The organism is Mesorhizobium sp. WSM4848 (genome assembly GCF_055811375.1).
In genome coordinates this window covers 17,069-37,659 of record NZ_JBVVPX010000035.1, presented here as the reverse complement: position 1 = coordinate 37,659, position 20,591 = coordinate 17,069, and the positions used below count along the sequence as shown (strand labels likewise).

At 63.4% G+C, this 20,591-nt stretch carries 18 protein-coding genes; 9 read left to right on the top strand and 9 right to left on the bottom strand.

Features of this window, described 5'->3' with window-relative positions; translation table 11 throughout:
- Positions 1 to 44: 44 nt before the first annotated feature.
- Positions 45 to 734: a TetR/AcrR family transcriptional regulator gene (locus AC0L16_RS26235; RefSeq protein ID WP_473624189.1), complete on the bottom strand. Its 690-nt coding sequence runs from the start codon at positions 732 to 734 to the stop codon at positions 45 to 47.
- A gap of 100 nt (positions 735 to 834) precedes the next feature.
- Between AC0L16_RS26235 and AC0L16_RS26230 the strand changes: the two genes are divergently transcribed.
- Positions 835 to 1,281, top strand: a complete 447-nt coding sequence (locus AC0L16_RS26230; RefSeq protein ID WP_473624188.1) for a hypothetical protein — start codon at positions 835 to 837, stop codon at positions 1,279 to 1,281.
- A gap of 94 nt (positions 1,282 to 1,375) precedes the next feature.
- Here AC0L16_RS26230 and phaR read toward each other — a convergent pair whose 3' ends face one another.
- Positions 1,376 to 1,999, bottom strand: a complete 624-nt coding sequence (phaR, locus tag AC0L16_RS26225; RefSeq protein WP_473624187.1) for a polyhydroxyalkanoate synthesis repressor PhaR — start codon at positions 1,997 to 1,999, stop codon at positions 1,376 to 1,378.
- 311 nt (positions 2,000 to 2,310) lie between these two features.
- Here phaR and AC0L16_RS26220 point away from each other — a divergent pair, with 311 nt between their 5' ends.
- Positions 2,311 to 3,489 carry an acetyl-CoA C-acetyltransferase gene (locus AC0L16_RS26220; RefSeq protein WP_473624186.1) on the top strand — a complete coding sequence of 393 codons (1,179 nt, stop codon included), beginning with the start codon at positions 2,311 to 2,313 and terminating at the stop codon, positions 3,487 to 3,489.
- Positions 3,490 to 3,610: 121 nt separating this feature from the next.
- On the top strand, positions 3,611 to 4,336 hold the full coding sequence (gene phbB / locus AC0L16_RS26215; protein ID WP_473624185.1) for an acetoacetyl-CoA reductase: 726 nt from the start codon (positions 3,611 to 3,613) through the stop codon (positions 4,334 to 4,336).
- Positions 4,337 to 4,451: 115 nt separating this feature from the next.
- Here the strand turns inward: phbB and AC0L16_RS26210 are convergent, their stop codons facing one another.
- Positions 4,452 to 5,702, bottom strand: a complete 1,251-nt coding sequence (locus AC0L16_RS26210; protein WP_473624183.1) for an FAD-dependent oxidoreductase — start codon at positions 5,700 to 5,702, stop codon at positions 4,452 to 4,454.
- Here AC0L16_RS26210 and AC0L16_RS26205 point away from each other — a divergent pair.
- From AC0L16_RS26205 to AC0L16_RS26185, 5 genes are all read left to right on the top strand, one after another.
- A complete protein-coding gene (locus AC0L16_RS26205) occupies positions 5,638 to 6,363 on the top strand; it encodes a TetR/AcrR family transcriptional regulator (RefSeq protein WP_473624182.1) in 726 nt (241 codons plus the stop codon). The two genes, AC0L16_RS26210 and AC0L16_RS26205, sit on opposite strands and share 65 nt — an antisense overlap.
- Before the next feature lie 698 nt (positions 6,364 to 7,061).
- Positions 7,062 to 10,487 (top strand): helicase-related protein, encoded by a 3,426-nt coding sequence (locus AC0L16_RS26200; RefSeq protein ID WP_473624181.1) that lies wholly within the window; start codon positions 7,062 to 7,064, stop codon positions 10,485 to 10,487.
- A gap of 14 nt (positions 10,488 to 10,501) precedes the next feature.
- On the top strand, positions 10,502 to 10,888 hold the full coding sequence (locus AC0L16_RS26195; RefSeq protein WP_473624179.1) for an RNA-binding S4 domain-containing protein: 387 nt from the start codon (positions 10,502 to 10,504) through the stop codon (positions 10,886 to 10,888).
- Positions 10,889 to 11,140: 252 nt separating this feature from the next.
- Complete coding sequence (gene fdxA / locus AC0L16_RS26190) at positions 11,141 to 11,479, top strand: ferredoxin FdxA (RefSeq protein ID WP_023803892.1); 339 nt, start codon at positions 11,141 to 11,143, stop codon at positions 11,477 to 11,479.
- A 468-nt stretch (positions 11,480 to 11,947) separates the two neighbouring features.
- On the top strand, positions 11,948 to 12,529 hold the full coding sequence (locus AC0L16_RS26185) for a CarD family transcriptional regulator (RefSeq protein ID WP_027152934.1): 582 nt from the start codon (positions 11,948 to 11,950) through the stop codon (positions 12,527 to 12,529).
- 103 nt (positions 12,530 to 12,632) lie between these two features.
- Here AC0L16_RS26185 and AC0L16_RS26180 read toward each other — a convergent pair whose 3' ends face one another.
- From AC0L16_RS26180 to AC0L16_RS26170, 3 genes are all read right to left on the bottom strand, one after another.
- Positions 12,633 to 13,403, bottom strand: a complete 771-nt coding sequence (locus AC0L16_RS26180; RefSeq protein ID WP_473624178.1) for an amino acid ABC transporter ATP-binding protein — start codon at positions 13,401 to 13,403, stop codon at positions 12,633 to 12,635.
- On the bottom strand, positions 13,400 to 14,080 hold the full coding sequence (locus AC0L16_RS26175; protein ID WP_473624176.1) for an ABC transporter permease subunit: 681 nt from the start codon (positions 14,078 to 14,080) through the stop codon (positions 13,400 to 13,402). The genes AC0L16_RS26180 and AC0L16_RS26175 overlap by 4 nt, the downstream gene beginning before the upstream one ends.
- A 160-nt stretch (positions 14,081 to 14,240) precedes the next feature.
- Entirely contained in the window at positions 14,241 to 15,014 is a 774-nt protein-coding gene (locus AC0L16_RS26170; protein WP_473624174.1) for an amino acid ABC transporter substrate-binding protein, read from the bottom strand.
- 346 nt (positions 15,015 to 15,360) lie between these two features.
- Between AC0L16_RS26170 and AC0L16_RS26165 the strand changes: the two genes are divergently transcribed.
- Positions 15,361 to 16,224: an RNA polymerase factor sigma-32 gene (locus AC0L16_RS26165; RefSeq protein ID WP_473624173.1), complete on the top strand. Its 864-nt coding sequence runs from the start codon at positions 15,361 to 15,363 to the stop codon at positions 16,222 to 16,224.
- Positions 16,225 to 16,459: 235 nt separating this feature from the next.
- Here the strand turns inward: AC0L16_RS26165 and AC0L16_RS26160 are convergent, their stop codons facing one another.
- The 3 genes from AC0L16_RS26160 to thiP form a co-directional block, all read right to left on the bottom strand.
- Positions 16,460 to 17,887: a M48 family metalloprotease gene (locus tag AC0L16_RS26160; RefSeq protein ID WP_473624256.1), complete on the bottom strand. Its 1,428-nt coding sequence runs from the start codon at positions 17,885 to 17,887 to the stop codon at positions 16,460 to 16,462.
- A 305-nt stretch (positions 17,888 to 18,192) separates the two neighbouring features.
- A complete protein-coding gene (thiQ, locus tag AC0L16_RS26155; protein ID WP_473624172.1) occupies positions 18,193 to 18,963 on the bottom strand; it encodes a thiamine ABC transporter ATP-binding protein in 771 nt (256 codons plus the stop codon).
- Positions 18,963 to 20,579, bottom strand: a complete 1,617-nt coding sequence (gene thiP / locus AC0L16_RS26150) for a thiamine/thiamine pyrophosphate ABC transporter permease (RefSeq protein ID WP_473624171.1) — start codon at positions 20,577 to 20,579, stop codon at positions 18,963 to 18,965. Before thiP ends, thiQ begins: the two co-directional genes overlap by 1 nt.
- Between the last annotated feature and the right edge of the window lie 12 nt (positions 20,580 to 20,591).

Genomic DNA, 20,591 nt, shown 5'->3' with positions numbered 1-20,591 from the left:
CACTCGAAGCTGTGCGCCCGACAACCAGTGCGAAGACAGTTTTGTCAGCGATCCCTGGAAGCCACTTCAGGGTGCTCGTGAGATTGCGTTTGGGAATTTGTCATCTGGCTCATGAAAAGACGCAAAGCCTTCCGTACGGCGAGCGATGGCGGCTCGGACGGATGCCACTCCGGGAAATGACCATCGATCGCCATGCGTGCCAAGCCGTAGACAAATGCGCGGGCGGCAAGCACCAGATGATCGAAGTCGGTGTCTGGGGCAAGCCGACCTTGTTGTTGCGCTTGGGTCAGCAGGTCGACCATTTTCCGGCGAACGGCTTCATTCTGATCACGAAGACTGTCCGACGCGTCGAAATCAATCAGCGTTCGAGAACTGATGATCTGGAAATGCGTGGGGTTGCTGATCGCCCACTCCAGATAGCCTTGCCCGATCGCTTCGAAGGCCACAATGGGATCTGCGCTGTCGAGTTTGGACTGTGCATCGGCAACGGCCTCGGTCAGCCGGTTCATGGCCTGTTCGGCGACGGCGGTCAGCAGTGCTGATTTCGACCGAAAATGCCGGAATGGCGCGCCGGGCGAAACGCCGGCACGTTTTGCCGCCTCGCGCACTGACACATGCTCTGCTCCGCGCTCTTCGATGATCTCCACGGTAGCAGCGATCAACGCCTCAACCAGATTGCCGTGATGATAGCGCTTGGGGCTGGCGGCTTCGCCGGAATCCGTGGGGCTGGTCATGCCTGCCAATAGCATGACGCCGGCATGTAATCACCGATTATTTTCTTGCGTCCAAGCGTTTGGTATGTAATCAGTGATTACAACATCAATGGAGGTTACCATGCTTCGCATCATCGCAACGACTGCCCTTGCTTTCTCCTTTCTGTCGCTCGGGTCTGCCCAGGCCGAAGATCGGCCAACCCTGCAAATCGTCTGGCCGGCGGCCGGTTCGGTCATCGAACTCGGCAATGACCCGGAGAAGGCGATAGGCGTCGTCGTCAGCAGCAACTTCACGCTTCTGCCAGCGGGTGAATGCGACGGCGTCAGCCTATGCGGCCATTTGCATATGAAGATCGATCCTGCCGGAGATACCTGCAACATCCCCGGCAAGCCGTACAACAGCATGAACAGCGACATTGGCGGCGATCTTATCAAGGCTCGTTTCGGCCATTGTCCGGATGCCGCCGGCAATCATGTGATCGGCGTCCTACTTGCCGATGATCATCACAAGCCCATTCTCGTGGACGGCAAACCCGTTACGGCTCTGGTGACGGTGACGACGAAATAGCGCGTGTCGGGGGGCACTGAGCCTCATTCGAGGCGGAGATTTCTGTCACGGCCTGCTGATGAGAGATTTCGGCCGGGCTCAGTCCGGCCGGCGATCACGACATCGTGTCGAGCTTGCGCTGCATGGCGGCGATCTGTTCCTTCAGTTCCTGAAGGTCGTCGGGTTTTTCCGACGTCTCTTTCCTGGCCGGCTCCGCCGGCGCTGCGGAAGTGCCATTCGAGCCTGCGGGTGGGCCAGCGGGTGGGAATGGCGTGAACAGGCGCATGGCGTTCTGGAACATCTCCATATTGCGGCGCGTCTGCTCTTCCAGCGCCTTGATCGGCGTGGCGATCTTCATCATGTCCAGCGGCGACTTGCCCAACGCACCCTTCATCTGCTCACGGAAGCGTTCCTGTTCCTTTGAGAAGGCGATCATCGACTGTTCGAGGAAGCTCGGCACGATCATCTGCATCTGGTCGCCGTAAAAAGCGATCAACTGGCGCAGGAACGGAATCGGCAGCATGTTCTGCCCTTCCTTGTTCTCCAGTTCAAAGATGATCTGGGTCAGCACCGGATGGGTGATGTCGTCGCCGGTCTTGGCGTCCTGGACGGTGAACTCCTCGCCCTTCTTGACCATTTCGGCAAGGTCCTCGAGCGTCACATAGGTGCTGGTGCCGGTGTTGTAGAGGCGGCGATTGGCATATTTCTTGATGATAATCGGTTCGTCTTTCGCGGCCATCAGCATCCTCCCGGGACACCGGCGCATTTGAGTAAGCTGCCGGTAACGATTGCGCCTTTTCAAGGATATGCGCAAAAGCGTCACAATTCCAAGCGGTTTGTGCAGTGCGGCATCAATTAATGCTGCACGGCGGGCTAAAAATGCTGCGCAGCAATGGGCCGGCTGTATCCACCACGATGCGCAACCTGCTTGCGGCGCATGGCCGGTATGCCCATTTCCGGTTTGACTTGGACCATTGAAAGGGCAAGAAAAGCCCTGACGATACAAACTGCGATACCAAAACCTCGATACCTCGAAGTGTGGAGAAGAACATGTCCGCTGCCATCGTTGTCGCCAGTGCGGCGCGCACGCCCGTCGGTTCCTTCAACGGCGCCTTCGCCGCCACGCCGGCGCATGAGCTTGGTGCCGTCGTCATCAAGGAGTTGCTGTCTCGCGCCGGTGTCGAGCCGGCGGAAGTCGACGAGGTCATCCTCGGCCAGGTGCTGACCGCGGCTCAGGGCCAGAACCCCGCCCGCCAGGCATCTATCGAAGCCGGCCTGCCGAAGGAAACTACCGCCTGGGGCCTCAACCAGGTTTGCGGCTCAGGTCTGCGCGCTATTGCTCTCGGTATGCAGCAGATCGCCACGGGCGATGCCAAGGTGATCGTCGCCGGCGGGCAGGAATCGATGTCGCTGGCCCCACACGCTCAACACCTGCGTGCCGGCGTCAAGATGGGCGACTACAAGATGATCGACATCATGATCAAGGATGGGCTGTGGGATGCCTTCAATGGCTACCACATGGGCAACACGGCCGAAAACGTCGCTCGCCAGTTCCAGATTACCCGCGAGGACCAGGACCAGCTCGCCTTGGCCTCCCAGAACAAGGCAGAGGCCGCGCAGAAGGCCGGCAAATTCAAGGACGAGACCGTGGCCTTCACCGTCAAGGGCAAGAAGGGCGACACCATTGTCGACCAGGACGAATACATCCGCCACGGCGCCACGATCGAGGCCATGACCAAGCTGAGACCGGCCTTCGACAAGGACGGCACGGTGACCGCCGCCAATGCCTCCGGCATCAATGACGGCGCCGCCGCCGTGCTGCTGATGACCGAAGCGGAAGCCGCAAAGCGTGGCATCACGCCGCTGGCGCGCATCGTGTCCTGGGCGACCGCGGGTGTCGATCCGCAGATCATGGGCACCGGGCCCATTCCCGCCTCGCGCAAGGCGCTGGCCAAGGCCGGCTGGTCGGTCGGCGATCTCGACCTGGTCGAGGCCAACGAAGCCTTCGCCGCCCAGGCCTGCGCCGTCAACAAGGACATGGGCTGGGATCCGTCGATCGTCAATGTCAATGGCGGCGCCATCGCCATCGGCCACCCGATCGGCGCCTCCGGCGCCCGCATCTTCAACACGCTGGTTTACGAGATGCGCCGCAGAAGTGCCAGGAAAGGTCTCGCCACGCTGTGCATCGGCGGCGGCATGGGGGTCGCCATGTGCGTGGAAGCGCTGTGAAGTCATCTGCAAAGCGCCGTGAGGACGGAGCGAGCAAGCCGTGAAACAGTCGGTGGCGAACAGGCTCCGCCGTTAGAGCGTTCCCGTTCGCCGCCCGCCGATCGAGAAAAGGGAGGATATCATGTCAAAGGTAGCACTCGTCACCGGTGGGTCGCGCGGTATTGGCGCCGCGATTTCGATCGGCCTGAAAAACGCCGGCTATCATGTCGCCGCGAACTACGCCGGCAATGACGACGCGGCGCAGAAATTCAAGGCAGAGACCGGCATCCCGGTCTACAAATGGTCGGTCGCCGACTACGATGCCTGCGCCGCCGGCATCAAGCAGGTCGAGGCCGATCTCGGCCCGGTTTCCGTGCTGGTCAACAATGCCGGCATCACCCGCGACGCCATGTTCCACAAGATGACGCGCGAGCAGTGGAAAGAGGTCGTCGACACCAATCTTTCCGGCGTCTTCAACATGACGCACCCGCTGTGGGGCGGCATGCGCGACCGCAAGTTCGGCCGCGTCATCACCATCTCCTCGATCAACGGCCAGAAGGGTCAGACCGGCCAGGTCAATTATTCGGCGTCGAAGGCCGGCGACATCGGCTTCACCAAGGCGCTCGCCCAGGAAGGGGCGCGGGCCGGCATCACCGTCAATGTCATCTGCCCCGGCTACATCGCCACCGAGATGGTCAGGGCGATGGACGAGAAGGTGCTCAACGAGCGCGTCATCCCGCAGATCCCGGTCGGCCGCCTCGGCGAGCCGGAAGAGATCGCACGCTGCGTCGTCTTCCTCGCGTCAGACGATGCCGGTTTCATAACCGGCTCGACCATATCAGCCAACGGCGGCCAGTATATCACCTAAGGCGCCATATCACCTGAGTCGTCATATCACCTGAGGCGGCCTGTTGCCGGTGACTGTTGCACGGGTCTAACCACCCACACGGCCGAGTTCGAGGCCGGGACCCGGATTGTTCCTGTCAGGCGACAAGCTTCAGCCCTGGTTCGGCTGCCGGCTTGGTCTGGGCGACTGGACCTGGCTGGCGCGAAGGTGCCGGCAGGCGGGCTAGCGACGCCCGGCTGAGGCCCGACAGTTTCAAGGCGATGCGACGCTTCAGAAATGGAGTGAGGTTCAGCGCCGAAAGCACGAGATTGCGGACGAACCGCTTCACCGAATTGCGGGAAAGCGCCATCTCGGTCATCGTGCCCGCCAGTTCAAGCACCTCCTGGGCCGCCGGGCGGCGCAGCGTTTCGTAGAGGTCGAGCGCGGCTTCCGGGCGCACGCCGTTCACCACGTCGCCAAGCAACCGGCCAAGCACGACCGCGTCGATGATGCCGGTGTTCATGCCTTGACCTCCCGCCGGGCTGTGCACGTGCGCGGCATCACCGATAAGGAACAGCCGGTCCTTGCGGTACGAGCGGACCAGGCGGTGATGCACGCGAAAACGCGAGCTCCACGCCAGCTCGAGCACCCGGGTTCTTTTCTTGGTCGGTCCACGGCTGTCGAGCAGCGCCTGGATGTCGGCGATCTCAGGCTTTTCCGGTGCGTCATCCATTGTTGCGACGACCCGGTACGAACCGTCCGGGAGCGGCGCCACTACCACCAGCCCGGTCGGTGCAAAGAACAGCGACACTTCCGTCGGCCCAAGCGGCCAGTCGAGACGAACATCGGCGAGTACGAACGAAGCGTCATAGGCGGCGCCGTCGAACTCGATGCCGGTCGACCTGCGCACCAGGCTGTGCATGCCGTCGGCACCAATGACGTAGCGTGCCGATATCAGTTTCTGGCGGCCGTTCTCGATCACCGTCACGTGTGCGCCGTCAGCGTCCTGGACGACTGCCTTGGCCTCGACCGAGCGATGAATCACGCCGCCCAGGGCGGCGATCCGTTCGGCGAACACCTGCTCGGTCAGGTTTTGAGGTAGCATCATCAGATAGGGATGCCTCGACGGAAGCTTGCTGAAATCGAGATTGAGCAGCGCCCGGTTGCGGTCGCGGATGGTGAAATTCTGCAGATTCAGGGCAAGTTCGCTCAGCCGCTGCGCGACGCCGAGAGGCTCCAGCGTTTCCAGCGTCTGCGCGTGGATAACGCCAGCCCGCGAGGTCTGAAGGCCCTCAGCCAGCCTGTCGATCAGGACATGATCGACACCGGCCTGGTGCAGCACGATGGACAGCGCCATGCCGGTCGGGCCAGCGCCAATGATCAGGACTTCCGTTGTAGTGGGCAACATTTTTTCTCTCCGTTTGTCAACGATCGTTGACTTTATAATCGAACCTATTGCATTTGTCAACGACCGTTGGCATATGAATTTCATGACCGAGAATCAGCCGAAGAAACCCAGCAAATCGGACCGCACGCGCGGCCAAATCCTCGAGGCCGCGAGGCTCCTGTTCGCCGAGTACGGCTATGACGGCGCCTCCATCCGCGACGTCGCGGCGCATGCCTCGATCGATCCGGCCATGGTGATCCGCTATTTCCGCAGCAAGGACGAGTTGTTCGCCAGGGCGGCGGTCGTCGACCTGCAATTGCCGGCACTCCGGGTGATCGACCGAAACGCCATCGGCGAAACGCTGATCAGGCGTTTTCTCGAAATCTGGGAGGGCCCGGCCAGCGGCCCTGGAATGGCAATTCTGCTGCGTTCGGCGACGTCGAACGAATTCGCCGCGGAAAAATTGCGCGACGTATTTGGCAACCAGGTGAGGCCGGTGGTTGCGGCGGTCGCTGACCCCACCGATGCGGGTCGACGGGCCGGGCTCGTTTCGAGCCAGCTGTTGGGTCTGGCGATGTGCCGATACCTGCTGCGGCTTCCGCCCGTCGTCGCCCTGTCCCACGACGAAATTATCCAGAACGTCGGCCCTACTTTGCAGCGCTATGCCGTGGGAGAGGCTTGAACCAAGCCGTTCTGCATTGCTGGCTGTCTGGTCCTCGTGCAGCGACTGCGCCGACCGACGGACGTGACACCGATTTGTGCCGAAGCGGCACGCAAAGGTTAACGGCGGCCGCACGGCCTGTGCAAAACCCTGTTCACCGCCTGTGGATAACAGGTGGAAATCCTATTCATGACACAACATATTGGGGTGAACAAACCGGGAAACATGCTCCGGCGCCGATTCGTCGCCGTTTCGTTCCGGCTTTGAGCGCAGTGTTAAACGACAAAGGCTGAAAAACATCCCCAAAAGGTTAAGGCGCGTTAGGAAAGATTAATTATTTCAAAATGTTGGATGACGCCGGCCGACCTGCGTCGATCGCTCAGCTGCAAAGGTTAACGGCGACGTCAGCCCTGCATGAAACGGGCCAGTTCGGCGATTCAGCATGTGGTGAGACTCGCCGGCGAGAAATCCAGATGTAGCCGTGAACAAACCCTGAATCTGCGCGAGTCAGCGATTCGTAGCCGATTCGTTCCAGACTCGTTCCAACTGTTAAATCGGAACGGCGGAACGGATTGTCGACGCCGACGGGAGGCTTCGGGCTGTCATCGGAATATTCTGCTTTCGCTTCGCGCCCGAAATCCCTATGTGTCGACTGTCACCCGCGCAACCACGGGCGCGCTCCCGACAACGCGAGGCAGAGAGCCTTAATTTCCAGGTCGATGAACATCCAGCCGAAACACACTGAGCCACTGATCCTGTCAGGCCGCGACGTGACCGCTGTGCTCGGGCCAACCAACACCGGCAAGACCCATCTCGCCATCGAGCGCATGGTGGCGCATGAAAGCGGCATTATCGGCCTGCCGCTCAGGCTGCTCGCCCGCGAGGTTTATTCACGCGTCTGCGAGAAGGTCGGCGCTCACAAGGTGGCGCTCATCACCGGTGAGGAGAAAATCCAGCCCGACGGCGCCAGATATTCGGTCTGCACCGTGGAAGCCATGCCGCGCGAGACCGACGCCGCCTTCGTTGCCGTCGACGAGGTCCAACTAGCCGGCGATCTCGAGCGCGGCCATATCTTCACCGACCGCATTCTGCATCTGCGCGGCCGCCAGGAGACGCTACTGCTCGGCGCAGCGACCATGCACGGCATCCTCCAGCGTCTGCTGAAGGGGGTGTCGGTGGTGACGCGGCCGCGGCTGTCGCATCTCGCCTATGCCGGCTCGAAGAAGCTCACCCGCCTGCCGCGACGTACGGCGATCGTCGCCTTCTCCGCCGACGAGGTCTATGCCATCGCCGAACTGATCCGCCGCCAGCAGGGCGGTGCGGCAGTCGTGCTCGGCGCGCTATCGCCGCGCACCCGCAACGCGCAGGTAGAGCTGTTCCAGTCGGGTGATGTCGATTATCTGATCGCCACCGATGCGATCGGCATGGGCCTCAACCTCGATCTCGATCATGTCGCCTTCGCCCAGAACCGCAAGTTCGACGGCTACCAGTATCGCAACCTGACGGCGGCCGAGCTCGGCCAGATCGCCGGCCGCGCCGGCCGGCACTTGCGCGACGGAACTTTTGGCGTCACCGGCCAGGTCGATCCGCTGGACGAGGAACTGGTCAAGAAGATCGAAGCGCATGATTTCGACCCGGTGAAGGTGCTGCAATGGCGCACCGCGCGTTTCGATTTCGCCAACCTCGACGCGCTGAAGCGCTCGATCGAGACCAACGCGCCGGTTGAAGGCCTGACGCGCGCGCTGCCGGCGGTGGATGCGCAGGCGCTCGAGCATCTGTCCCGCGACGAGGACATCCGGGCGCTTGCCACCGACGCCAGGCGTGTGGCGCTGTTGTGGGAGGCCTGCGCCCTTCCCGATTACAGGAAGATCGCCCCGGCTCAGCATGCCGACCTGATCGCCTCGATCTACATGGACCTTGCCAGGCATGGCCATGTCGATGAGAATTACATGGCCGAGCAGGTGCGCCGTGCCGACACCACCGAGGGCGACATCGACACGCTGTCGCACCGGATCGCCCAGATCCGCACCTGGACTTTCGTTTCCAACCGGCCCGGCTGGCTGGCCGATCAGGCACACTGGCAGGAAAAGACGCGCGAAATCGAAGACAGATTGTCGGATGCGCTGCATGAGCGGTTGACGAAACGCTTCGTAGACCGCAGGACTTCCGTCCTCATGCGGCGCCTTAGAGAAAATACCATGCCTGAAGCCGAAATCAGCCCAACCGGAACCGTCCTCGTCGAAGGCCATCATGTCGGCGAGTTGCAGGGGTTCCGCTTCACCGCCGACCAGAGCGCCGGCGGCGAGGACGCCAAGGCGGTGCGCACAGCAGCCCAGAAGGCGCTTGCAGCCGAATTCGAGGCGCGGGCCGAACGCTTCGGCGCCTCGGCCAATGGCGACATCGCGCTCGGCTCCGACGGCACACTACGCTGGATCGGCGCGCCGATCGGCACGCTGGTCGCAGGCGACGAGCCGTTGAAGCCACGCCTGGTGCTGCTGGCCGACGAGCAGCTCACCGGTCCCGCCCGCGACAAGGTCGCGGCGCGCGCCGAGCGCTTCGTCAATTTCCAGATCGAGTCGCTGCTGAAGCCGCTGGTCGACCTCAAGAACGCCGAGCAGATCACCGGCATCGGCCGCGGCATCGCCTTCCAGCTCGTCGAGAATTTCGGCCTCATCAACCGCCGCGACATCGCCGAGGAGATGAAGTCGCTCGACCAGGAGGGCCGCGCCGCCCTGCGCCGGCTCGGCGTGCGCTTCGGCGCCTACCACGTCTTCGTGCCGGCGCTGATCAAGCCGGCCCCGGCCGGACTGGTGACGCTGTTGTGGGCGCTGCAGAACGACGGCAAGGACAAGCCCGGCTTTGGCGACGTGGTTCACGCGCTGGCCTCCGGCCGCACCTCGGTGGTCATCGATCCCAGCTTCGACAAGACTTTCTACAAGCTGGCCGGCTACCGCAATCTCGGCCGTCGCGCGGTGCGCGTCGACATCCTCGAACGGCTGGCCGACCTGATCCGGCCCGCAACCAACTGGAAGCCGGGCCTCGGCCAGCGCCCTGACGGCGCCTATGATGGTCAGTCCTTCATGGTGACGCCGCCGATGATGTCGATCCTCGGCGCCACGGCCGACGACATGGAAGAGATCTTGAAAGGCCTCGGCTACCGGGCCGAGCCGAAACCGGCGGTCGAGGTGAAGACACGGCTCGAGGCGCAGGACAATGCAGCGCGCGAAGCCGCCGCGGCCAAGCAGGCGGCGGAAGAACAAGCCGAGCAGGCCAAGGCACCGGAAGCCGCGATTGCCGAGGCAGTCGCCGAGGCGCCGGCCGACAGTTCTGAGCCGGATGCAGTGGCAAAGGCTGCAGCCGATGGCTCGGCCGAGCCTGCCGCCGAAGCGGCAGCCGGGCCCCCCACGGGAGAGCAGCCCGAAGCTGCACCCGAGATCACGCAAGAGACAACAGAAGCGGTCGGTGTCAGCGCTGCTGCCGAAGGCGCCGACGCCCTCACCTCCCCCTCGATGGGGGAGGTCGCGGCGCGAAGCGACGCGGGTGGGGGTGATGGCGCCGACAATGCAGACAGGGCTGACAGCGCCGACGCTCCCCCCACCCCGGCGCTGCGCGCCGACCCTCCCCACGAGGGGGAGGGTGAAGCCGGCGCGCCCGCCGCAGAGGCCGAAGAACCAAAACCCATCCTGTTGTGGCGGCAGGGCCGCTTCGACCAACGCCCGCGCCACCGTCACCACGACAACCGGCCTCGGGACAATCGCCCGCGCAGCGGACAAGTCACGCGCGATGGCCGCAGCAACGCGCCGGCAGAGGCCGGGCAGCAAGCCGGCGCTCCAGGCGGCCGGCCAGCCCGTGAAGGACGCCGCGACGGCGACGGCGCCGGCAAGCCGCGCTTCGACCGCAGCAAGTTCAAGCCCAAGCCGCAGGGCGAGGCAGGGGAACGGCGCGACGGCAAGCCGCAGGGCGAGCGTCCCGACCGTCGCGAAAGCCGGCCCGACTGGAAAAGCGGCAGGCCGGACGGCAAGGGTGGCGCGCCGGGTGGAAAGCCCGCGTTCCAGCCGAAGCCTCGCGAGGAGCGTCCGGTGCGCTTCGATCCGGATTCCCCCTTCGCCAAGCTCGCCGCATTGCGCGACCAGCTGAAGAAGTAAGTTCGTTCGCTCCGATGGTCTCCGAAGGCCGCCAGCGCATCGACAAATGGCTGTTCTTTTCGCGTGCGGTGAAATCGCGCCCGCTGGCAGCGAAGCTGGTGGTGGCCGGACGCGTTCGCATCAATCGCGACAAAGCAGCGCAGGCCTCCGATCTGGTCCGCGCCGGCGACGTCCTGACCATCACTCTCGAGCGGCGCATCTTCGTCTGGAAGGTGCTCGGCACCGGGAGCCGGCGCGGTCCCGCCGAGGAAGCGCGCTTGCTCTACGAGGATATCTCGCCACCGCCGACGCCAAAGGGCGAGGCCGTTCGCGATGCGATCCCCGCACTGCGCGATGCCGGCAGCGGCCGCCCGACCAAGAAGGAACGCCGGGAGACCGACCGGCTGCTCGGCGACGACTGACGCATAACCGGCTTTCGTCGCATCGCCGGCTGGAAATCCATTCCGGAAACACCGGCATCACGTGCAATGGCTGCCCTTGCAAGCAGCGGGCAAAGACGTTACCGCACCTAAAAAGGCCTACCGCATCGGCCCGAAAATCGATATCGATTTTCCAAGAGCACGATGCGTGGATTCAAAGTGTTAGAGCGTACCTTATGCGTCCGATTGGACGCCACGTCGCCCTGATAAAACGGGACGTCCCGGAGCCGACCGATGACCTATGTCGTGACCGATAATTGCATAAAATGCAAATACATGGACTGCATCGAGGTCTGTCCGGTCGACTGTTTCTATGAGGGCGAGAACATGCTCGTCATTCATCCCGACGAGTGCATCGACTGTGGCGTCTGCGAGCCGGAATGCCCGGCCGACGCGATCAAGCCGGATACCGAGCCGGGGCTCGACAAATGGCTGCAGATCAACACCGAGTACGCCGATAAATGGCCCAATATCACCGCCAAGAAGGAGCCTCCGGCCGACGCCAAATCCTTCGATGGCGAGGCCGGCAAGTTCGAGAAATATTTTTCCCCCGAGCCCGGCCAGGGCGACTAGCGCAAGACCGCGAAAATCGAAATCGATTTTCGAAGGATTATGCGCAAGATAAAGCGTCACAGCGTCCCCTTGCGCGTCCAAAACGGGCGCGTAGGGCTGTAACGGCGACGCTGGTTTGATCGGCATCACGCGTCGTGATCGGCACCGCACGTTAACTGCCTTGACGGGCGGAGATCGCGCTTGACCTTCGCGCGTGCAGCAAAACCTTGATTCTTCCGACTTTTTGTGCTATTCCAACAAAACATGCCGGTGACACAACGTCGATTTATGGCGCAAACGCCCCAAATCACTGAAAGGTGAATTTCTCAATCCGGACCAGAGCGATCTGGGGCAGGCAGGCGCAACTATGCGGTTTGCCGGCCTTGGCTTTTCCGGTGGTTTCATCGTTGTGCGGCTAATGATCGGTCCCCGATCGCGCGAGTCTCGGCCGGCAGAATGCCGGCACCACACCAAGGAGTTCATGGCGTAATGGCAACAATCACCCCGCAGAAGAAGTCCAGCGCGGCGCGTCACGGTTTTAAGACCGGCGAGTACATCGTCTACCCGGCGCATGGCGTCGGCCAGATCGTCTCGATCGACGAGCAGGAAGTTGCGGGCCACAAGCTGGAACTTTTCGTCATCGACTTCCAGAAGGACAAGATGCGTCTGAAGGTTCCGGTCGCCAAGGCGACCTCCATCGGCATGCGCAAGCTGTCGGAAGAGGATTACGTTGATCGCGCGCTGAAGGTCGTGCAGGGCCGCGCCCGCGTCAAGCGCACCATGTGGTCGCGCCGCGCCCAGGAATATGATGCGAAGATCAATTCCGGCGACCTGATCTCGATCTCGGAAGTTGTGCGCGACCTCTACCGCGCCGACAACCAGCCGGAGCAGTCCTATTCCGAACGCCAGCTTTATGAGGCGGCACTCGACCGCATGGCGCGCGAGATCGCGGCCGTCAACCGCATGTCGGAGACCGAGGCGGTGCGCCTCATCGAGGTGAACCTCAACAAGGGCCCGAAGCGCGGCGCCAAGGCCGACAACGAAGAAGCCGAGCAGGAAGAAGCAGCCTGAGCGCTTTCTCGCCTTCGAATTTGGAAAACCCGGCCTCGCGTCGGGTTTTTTATTTCCGGGTGATCGTCACCCCAAAACCGCTTTTTGGGCGACAGGCCTTAACCTAACCTTCGCCGCCTTCCTTCTCTGCCTCCTGCTTCAGCGTCGCGATAAACCGCTTGGTTCGCTGGCGCTCCGGATTGCTGAACAAAACAGCGGCAGGGCCTTTCTCGACGACGCTGCCGGCGTCGAGGAACACCACCTCCTGCGCGATTTTGGAGGCAAGGCGCAAGTCATGCGTCGCCATCACCATGGTGGTGCCCTCGCTGGCCAGCTGGCCGAGCACGTCGACCACCTCCTGCGCCAGTTCCGGATCGAGCGCCGAGGTCGGCTCGTCGCACAGCAGCACTTTCGGCGATGGCGCCAGCGCCCGGGCGATCGCCACGCGTTGCTGCTGGCCGCCTGACAGCGTCGCCGGCCAGGCATCGGCCTTGTGCGCCATCCCAACCTTTTCGAGCAGGGCGAGCGCCCGCCCGCGCGCCCTCGCCGTCGGCCATTTCAGCACCGTCACCAGCCCCTCCATGACGTTTTCGATCGCCGTGCGGTGCGGGAACAGCTGGAAATTCTGGAACACCATGCCGGTCTGCAGCCGCAGGCGCTGGATGGCCCTGCCGGGAACCTTGCCGCCCGGATGGAATTCGAGCGCGTCGTCGCCGATGCGCACCGTGCCCGAGGTCGGGATCTCGAGCAGGTTGATGCAGCGCAGAAGCGTGCTTTTCCCGCCGCCTGAGGGACCGACAAGGGCAGTGACGCTGCCTTCGTCGATAGTGACCGTCACGCCCTTCAGCACAAGGTTGTCCCCAAAGCGCTTCTCGATGTTGGTGAGGCCGATCATGAGCGCGCCTCGAGGAAGCCGCCATAGCGGTTGAGCCGCTTTTCCAGGCGCGTCTGCAACGCCGACAGTACCGAGCTTAGCGCCAGATAGAGAGCCGCGGCCTCGACATAGAGGATCAGCGGTTCATAGGTGGTGGCGACGATGCGCTGCGCCGCCTGGAACATCTCCGGCACCGTGATGGCGGCGGCCAGCGACGTGTCCTTGACCAGCGAGATGAAGGTGTTGGACAGCGGCGGCACCGCGACGCGGCCGGCCTGCGGCAGTATGGTGCGTCGCATCGCCTGGCCCCAGGTCATGCCGATCGAATGGGCCGCCTCCCACTGCCCCTTCGGCACCGAGCCTATGACGGCACGGATGATTTCCGACGTATAGGCGCCGATATTGAGTGTGAAGCCGATCAATGCGGCTGAAAAGGCGTCGAGCAGGATGCCGACCGAGGGCAGGCCGTAGAAGATCAGGAAGAGCTGCACCAGAAGCGGCGTGCCACGGAAGATCCAGACGTAGAAGCGGATCACGGCAACCAGCGGCTTCGGGCCGAACAGCCGGACGAGCGCTGAGACCAGCCCTACGAAGAGACCGAATGCGAACGACAGCAGCGTTAGCGGCACGGTGAAGATCAGCGCGGCCCATAGCAGCGTGGGCAACGAATCCAGCATCAATTGCAGCCAGTGCGGCACGAAAACCCTCCTTGCGAGATTGCCGCCCAAAAAACGATCTGGCAGCATCGAGGCGCGACCATACGGCTGTCATATCACGCCAAAAGCGGCGGCCGTCAAAGACGGCTCGCCGCGATACTTTGCCATGCGGGCCGGCAACCGCCCCGCTCCGGAAATGTGCTTACTTCGAAACGTCCTGGCCGAAATAAGAGTCGGCAATCTTCTGGTAAGTGCCGTCGGCCTTGATATCGGCCAGCGCCCGATTGATGGCGGCGACCAGTTCCGGATCGCCCTTGCGCACGAGGACGCCGGAATAGTCGGCGTTTTCTTCCTGCGCGGCGATCTTCACATTGGCGTCGGGCTTGTGCTTCTTGAAATCGAGGAAGGACAGGCTGTCGTTGATGGTGGCATCGGCGCGGCTGGTAAGAAGCAGCTGGATCGATTGGTCGAAACCATCGGTGGCGACGAGTTCGGCGCCGTTCGCTTCGGCGAGCTTGCCGAAATTCGAGGTCAGGGACTGCGCCGCCTTCTTGCCCTTCAGGTCGGCAAAGCTCTTGATGTCGGTATTGTCGCCGCGCACGATCAGCACCGCCTTGGAAGCAATATAGGGATCGGAGAAATCATACTTGGCCTTGCGCTCCTCGGTGATACCGACCTGGTTGATAACGGCGTCATAGCGCTCGGCGTCGAGGCCGGCGATCAGCCCATCCCATTTGCCTTCGAGGAATTCGGCCTTGACGCCGAGCCGCTCGGCGATCGCCTTGGCGATCTCGACGTCGAAGCCGACCAGTGCGCCCGAGGCATCATGATAGGTGAAGGGGGCATAGGTGCCTTCCGTGCCGACCTTGAAGACACGGGCCTGCTTGATCTGATCGAGATTGGCGCCGGCATGGCCTGATGTGCCTGCCAGTACCTGCAGTGTTGCGGCGACGATGAGCAATTTGAGCCATTTCATTTTTCTGTGATCCCGTCATTGGCCGGTGTATTGGCCGGCGTCTGGCGCATTTGCCAGCGCCGGAAACTGACAGATGCAGGCTGGCGAAATAAGCAACAAGATTTCAAAAATGAGGCGCTTCCGAAATCCAATTCTCAAGACTTCATCGAGTCACGCCAAGCGGCCGAGGAGCGACCGCCGCATCGAGCTTTCGGGCAGTTCAAATCCACGCGACATCAGCGGCGGAACCATTCGCGCGCGTGGCACGTTTGTTGGCTGTTGTAGGGCGCGGCGTCGCCAATTCAACCACGATGCCAGCTCAGTGTTCGAGTGATCGCACCACAACGCCCGGAACAGGGAGCGTGGCATGATGGAAGATACGGCAGGGCGAACCATGGTCCGCGCGGCGATGAAAGCCCCCTATCTCGAGCGCGACGAAGAGCATGTTCTCGCATTGCGCTGGAAGCAAAACAACGACCAGCAGGCACTGCACCAAATCGCCATGGCGCATATGCGGCTGGTCATTTCCATGGCCTCGAAGTTCCGCCATTATGGCCTGCCCCTCGGCGACCTGGTGCAGGAAGGCCATGTCGGCCTGCTGGAGGCAGCGGCCCGTTTCGAACCGGAGCGCGAGGTGCGGTTTTCGACCTATGCGACGTGGTGGATCCGTGCCTCGATGCAGGACTATATCCTGCGCAACTGGTCGATCGTGCGCGGCGGCACCAGTTCGGCACAGAAGGCGCTGTTCTTCAATTTGCGGCGCCTGCGCGCCCGCTTGGCGAATGGTGCCGAGCCGATCTCGAACACCTCGCTCTACCGCGAGGTGTCGGTGGCGCTCGGCGTCTCCGAGGCCGACGTGGCGATGATGGATTCGCGCCTTTCGGCCCCGGATAGTTCGCTCAATCAGCCGCTCGCCGATGATTCGGGCGCCACCGAGCGGATGGAGTTCCTGGTTTCGGACGATCCTTTGCCGGACGAGGTCGTGGGCGACACGATCGATGTCGAACGCCGCTCGATCTGGCTGAAAACCGCGCTCGGCGCGCTCAACGCCCGCGAACTCAGGATCATCGAGGAACGCCGGCTGAGCGACGAGGGCGCGACGCTCGAAGCGCTCGGCGAGGCGCTTGGCATCTCCAAGGAACGCGTCCGCCAGATCGAGGCACGCGCCATGGAAAAGCTCAAGATAGCGCTGGTGAAGCAAAACCCCGAGTTTCTGGCGACCGCCGCCTAATCAGGGTGTGTTGAGATTCAGGTTAGGCCGAGGCGGAGTCGAAGACGGACGCGAAGCGACCAAACTAGGTGGTTTCCGAGAACCGGAGCGGAGCGTACTTAAAGTACGTGAGCACCGGCCTACGCCCGCCGTAGCCTTAACTGCCGAAACCGCTCATGAGCGCTTCGGCCGGCGAAGGCCGGAAGCGCAGAAAACTGCCGTTTGCAGGCCGGCATCACCTGAATATCGACACACCCTATTTGTCGGTGATGATCTTGACCTTGTCGCCGGCTGAAACGGCTGCGCCGGGCGACATCGCATTGAGCACCCTGAACAGGTCGAGCTTGCGGTCGACGCCGACCATCTGCGCCGCGAGCGAGCCCATGGTCTGTCCGGGCCGTACCGTGACGACGCGGATATGCAGCGGCTTCAGCGCCGCTTTTTCGGCCGCGCTCAAGATCCGGAACGAGCCGCTGACCGAGCGCGCTACGGCATCCAGCGAGGTGCTGGCGGAAGGGGCGGCAGTCAGCAGTCGGTAGACTTGGCCGCCGGCGCGGATCACCGCAATGCCGAACTGCCAGCCCTCGGCGCTGGCATGCGCCGTCACCGCCTCGTTGCCGTTGATTGTTCCCTGGCGCACGCTGCTTTCGTCGAGACCGGCCACCCAGCCACTGCGGATGTAGTCGGTCAGCGAGCGGTTTTTGTCGATCGAGACGCCGTCGAAGCGGATCGCTATGTCGCCCGGCCCGGTTGCAGTCACCGCCGCGGCCGAGTTGTCGATGATGAAGCCGTCGGGCACCGAGAACGACACGCCGAGCCCCGGATGCAGGAAGGTTTCGCCACGCACATAGCCTTCCTCCGGCGTATCGCCGTAGAGCAGGCCGTCTATGCCGGCGAGGAAGGCATCGCGGTCGCGCGTGCCGACGCCGGGCGCGCCGAACTGGCGGGCATGGCGCTGAGCCAGATCGATGCGTTGCGGCGTGTTCGGATGCGTTGCCAGGAAGTCGAGGCTGGCGTCGGTGGCGCCGCTGATCGAGCGGAAATCGGTGTAGGCCGACATGGATTGCAGGAAGCGGCCCGCGGCAAACGGATCGAAGCCCGCCTCGCCGATCGACTTGATGCCGATGCCGTCGGCCTCCAGCTCCTGATTGCGCGAGAACTGGGCAAGCCGCAGCTTGCCTCGGATCAGTGCCGCCTTGGCGGTCGGGCTGTCGCCGAGCACATCCGAGACGACTTTTGTTGCAAAGCCCTCCTCGGCCTCGAGCTGCTGGCGCTGCAAGCCGTGATTTGCGGTGACGTGGCCCATCTCATGCGCGATGACCGCGGCGAGCTCGGCCGAATCGTTGGCCAGCGCCAGCAGGCCGCGCGTGATGTAGAGATAGCCGCCCGGCAATGCGAAAGCGTTGACGTTGGGCGAATTGAGGATCGTAATGCGGTAGGTCTGGCTCGGGTTGGCCGACACCACGGTCAGGCTGCCGACGACCTTGGCCACCATGCGCTCGAGCTTGGGATCGGAATATTCGCCGCCATAGGTCGCGAGGATGCGCGGATGCTGCGCCTTGGCCATTTCGGCGAGCTTGCTGTTGGCGGCAACATTGTCGACGGTGACCGGTTTGCTGGAAGGCTGGAAGCCGGATTCCTGAACGTCCGGAGGCGTGAACATCTGGCAGCTTGCCAGCGCCATGGCAAAGCCGGCCAGTGCCAGGAAGCGCGCCAGCGGTTTCCTTCTCACTCTGTCTGTGCCGGTCGGCAGAACAGCTTCCTTTCGGGTCTCAGCACATGGCCCCGAAAATCGGGCATCGATTTTCAGAACATGCGCAAAATCAACTGCCACAGCGTCCTTCGCGCCCACGAGCACGGCCCGCGAGCACGGATGGCACCGTAGTGGCAAATCACAACCTATGCCGGACCAGTATCGGAGGACCTAGCCACACTACTTTGACCATGGCAAGCAAAGGCCACATCGCCTGAAGCCGGTTTGGCCGTAAATTATGTCCGCTTCCGGGCAACATCTCGTGATCCTGCACCAAACGGACCTGCACCGATATAGCGCCGGAAGGCTTCCGGTCCAGCCTTGGTAAAAAAATCGGCGACAGTCCCGGTAGCGGCAACCGTGCCATTATCCAGGAACACCATGTCCTGGCCGATACGGTGGGCATCCTCCGGCTGATGCGTGACGAACAGCACCGTCATGCGCCGCTCCGCATGGACGTCGGCTACCAGATCGAGCATGTCGTCGCGCAAGGCCGGTCCGAGCGAGGCGAACGGTTCGTCCAGCAAGAGCACCGGCCGGTCGCGCACCAGGACGCGGGCGAGCGCGACGCGCTGCCGCTCGCCGCCGGAGAGTTCGCGCGGCAGGCGCTGTTGCTTGCCGGCAAGGCCGACGCGCTCGAGCGCCGCGGCGATTGCAGCGTAGTCGGCCTCGGTCAGCCTGAGCGACGGCGAGCGGCCAAGGCCGACATTTCGTTCGACCGATAGATGGGCGAAGAGATTGTTTTCCTGGAACACCATCGACACTGGCCGCGCCGACGGCGATTTGGTGCCGACGTCGCCGCCACCGATCAGCACGCGGCCCGATCGCGGCGTCTCGAAGCCGGCCACCAGGTTGAGCAGTGTCGATTTTCCTGAGCCGCTCGGCCCCATAATGGCGGTGATCTTCGAGGCGGCGAACTCGACATCGAATAAAAACGGCGCTTCGCCATAGCTGAACGAGACCTTTTCCAGCCGCACAGCCGTACCGTTTTCGCTGTTGAGCATCATCATCTTTCTCCCCGTCCCAGCCAGTCCGCCGCCAGGACAAGCGCGAGACAGACCAGGCCGAGCAGCAATGCCAGGCCGGCCGCGTCCATCGTGCGGTAGCTGCCCATGCGGGCCAGCAAGAGATAAGGCAGCGTCTGCAAGGAGTCGCTGCCAAACAGGGCAATGACACCGAGATCGCCGAGCGACAAGGCCATGGCGAACGCGAAACCGGTGGCGAGCGGCCGCCGCAGCGACGGCCAGTCGACCAGCCGGAACCGGCTCCAGCCCGAAATTCCAAGCAGCAAACAGAGCCGTTCGTGGCGTTCACTCGCCGCATCATAGCCGGGGCGAATGGCGCGGATGGCAAACGGCATCGCCATCACCGCATTGACGGCGACGACCATGACAGGGGCGATGGCAAAGACGTCGCTGACGGTCCGCAGGAGCAGGAACCAGCCGGCGCCGATGACGACGGGCGGCACGACGAGGACGAAGCCGGCGCCGGTATCGGTGGCGTATTCGAGCAGCGTCCTGGCGCCGACGCGACGCCTCAAGGCCAGTGCCCGTCGTGCCATGACCAGCGACAGCGACAGCGCCACTGAAAGCAGCGCCGCCAGCAAGGCGAGCACGGCGCTGGTCAGCGTCGCTTGCCGCACCGCGCTCTCGCCCGCTAGCCGGCCGAGATCGGCGCCAAGCCCTGACGCCACCGTGGCCGCCATCGGCCCGGCGACGAACAGCAAAGCCAGGAGGATCAATGCTGCGTTCAGCACGGTTTCGGCGGCGCCGGCCGAAAGATAGCGGCGCGAAGCCACCGGCAGGTTGGCGTCGCCGACGGTGTTGGCGCCGAGCCGCATCAATGCCAGCACGACGACGAAGGTCAGCGCGATCTGCAGCACTGTCAGCGTCACCGCGCGGGCAGGATCGAAATCGAAACGCAACGCTTGGTAGATGGCGACCTCCAGCGTCGTCGCACGCGGCCCGCCGCCCAGCGTGAGCACGATGGTGAAGGATGTGATGCAGAGCATGAAGACAAGCCCGGCGACGCCCGGCAGCGACGCGCGCAGCGTCGGCCATTCGATCAGCCGGAAGGCGGGCCTGGCGCCCATGCCGAGCTGGCTCGCCAGCCGCCACTGGTCGGCCGGCACTGTCGCCAGCGCTTCAAGGAACAGCCGCGTGGCCAGCGGCAGATTGAAGAAGACATGGGCGACGAGGATGCCGGACAGGCCGTATATGCCCGGCCAGCCCTGGCCGCCAATCGCGCTGAGCACGCCGGCGAAATAGCCGGCACGGCCATAGAGAGCCAGAATCCCGAGTGCTGCGACGATGGCCGGCAGCGCGAGCGGCACTGCGAAGAGCTGCAGGATCAGGCTGCGACCAAGGAAGCGCGGATGCCGCGACAGCGCCCGCGCCACGAACAGCGCCGACACGACGGAGAGCAGCGTCGAAAGAGCCGCCTGCCAGAGCGTAAAGCGGGCGACGCGGAAGAGGTAGGTATCGAAGGCCGACGCGGCGCCGGACGGATCGCGTGCGCCTTCCACGATGAGCCCGGCGAACGCGCCGCCGACCAGCAGCGCAACAGCGGCAAGCGCGACGGTGCCGGCGGTGACGCGGGGGTCAGAAGGGGGTGCGTGTAGCACTCTGCACCACCT

Bases quoted from the DNA above. Each gene is read 5' to 3' on its own strand.
- AC0L16_RS26235 (WP_473624189.1), bottom strand. From the start codon at position 734: ATGACCAGCCCCACGGATTCCGGCGAAGCCGCCAGCCCCAAGCGCTAT.
- AC0L16_RS26230 (WP_473624188.1), top strand. From the start codon at position 835: ATGCTTCGCATCATCGCAACGACTGCCCTTGCTTTCTCCTTTCTGTCG.
- phaR (WP_473624187.1), bottom strand. From the start codon at position 1,999: ATGGCCGCGAAAGACGAACCGATTATCATCAAGAAATATGCCAATCGC.
- AC0L16_RS26220 (WP_473624186.1), top strand. From the start codon at position 2,311: ATGTCCGCTGCCATCGTTGTCGCCAGTGCGGCGCGCACGCCCGTCGGT.
- phbB (WP_473624185.1), top strand. From the start codon at position 3,611: ATGTCAAAGGTAGCACTCGTCACCGGTGGGTCGCGCGGTATTGGCGCC.
- AC0L16_RS26205 (WP_473624182.1), top strand. From the start codon at position 5,638: ATGGACAGCGCCATGCCGGTCGGGCCAGCGCCAATGATCAGGACTTCC.
- AC0L16_RS26210 (WP_473624183.1), bottom strand. From the start codon at position 5,702: ATGTTGCCCACTACAACGGAAGTCCTGATCATTGGCGCTGGCCCGACC.
- AC0L16_RS26200 (WP_473624181.1), top strand. From the start codon at position 7,062: ATGAACATCCAGCCGAAACACACTGAGCCACTGATCCTGTCAGGCCGC.
- AC0L16_RS26195 (WP_473624179.1), top strand. From the start codon at position 10,502: ATGGTCTCCGAAGGCCGCCAGCGCATCGACAAATGGCTGTTCTTTTCG.
- fdxA (WP_023803892.1), top strand. From the start codon at position 11,141: ATGACCTATGTCGTGACCGATAATTGCATAAAATGCAAATACATGGAC.
- AC0L16_RS26185 (WP_027152934.1), top strand. From the start codon at position 11,948: ATGGCAACAATCACCCCGCAGAAGAAGTCCAGCGCGGCGCGTCACGGT.
- AC0L16_RS26180 (WP_473624178.1), bottom strand. From the start codon at position 13,403: ATGATCGGCCTCACCAACATCGAGAAGCGCTTTGGGGACAACCTTGTG.
- AC0L16_RS26170 (WP_473624174.1), bottom strand. From the start codon at position 15,014: ATGAAATGGCTCAAATTGCTCATCGTCGCCGCAACACTGCAGGTACTG.
- AC0L16_RS26165 (WP_473624173.1), top strand. From the start codon at position 15,361: ATGATGGAAGATACGGCAGGGCGAACCATGGTCCGCGCGGCGATGAAA.
- AC0L16_RS26160 (WP_473624256.1), bottom strand. From the start codon at position 17,887: ATGGCGCTGGCAAGCTGCCAGATGTTCACGCCTCCGGACGTTCAGGAA.
- thiQ (WP_473624172.1), bottom strand. From the start codon at position 18,963: ATGATGCTCAACAGCGAAAACGGTACGGCTGTGCGGCTGGAAAAGGTC.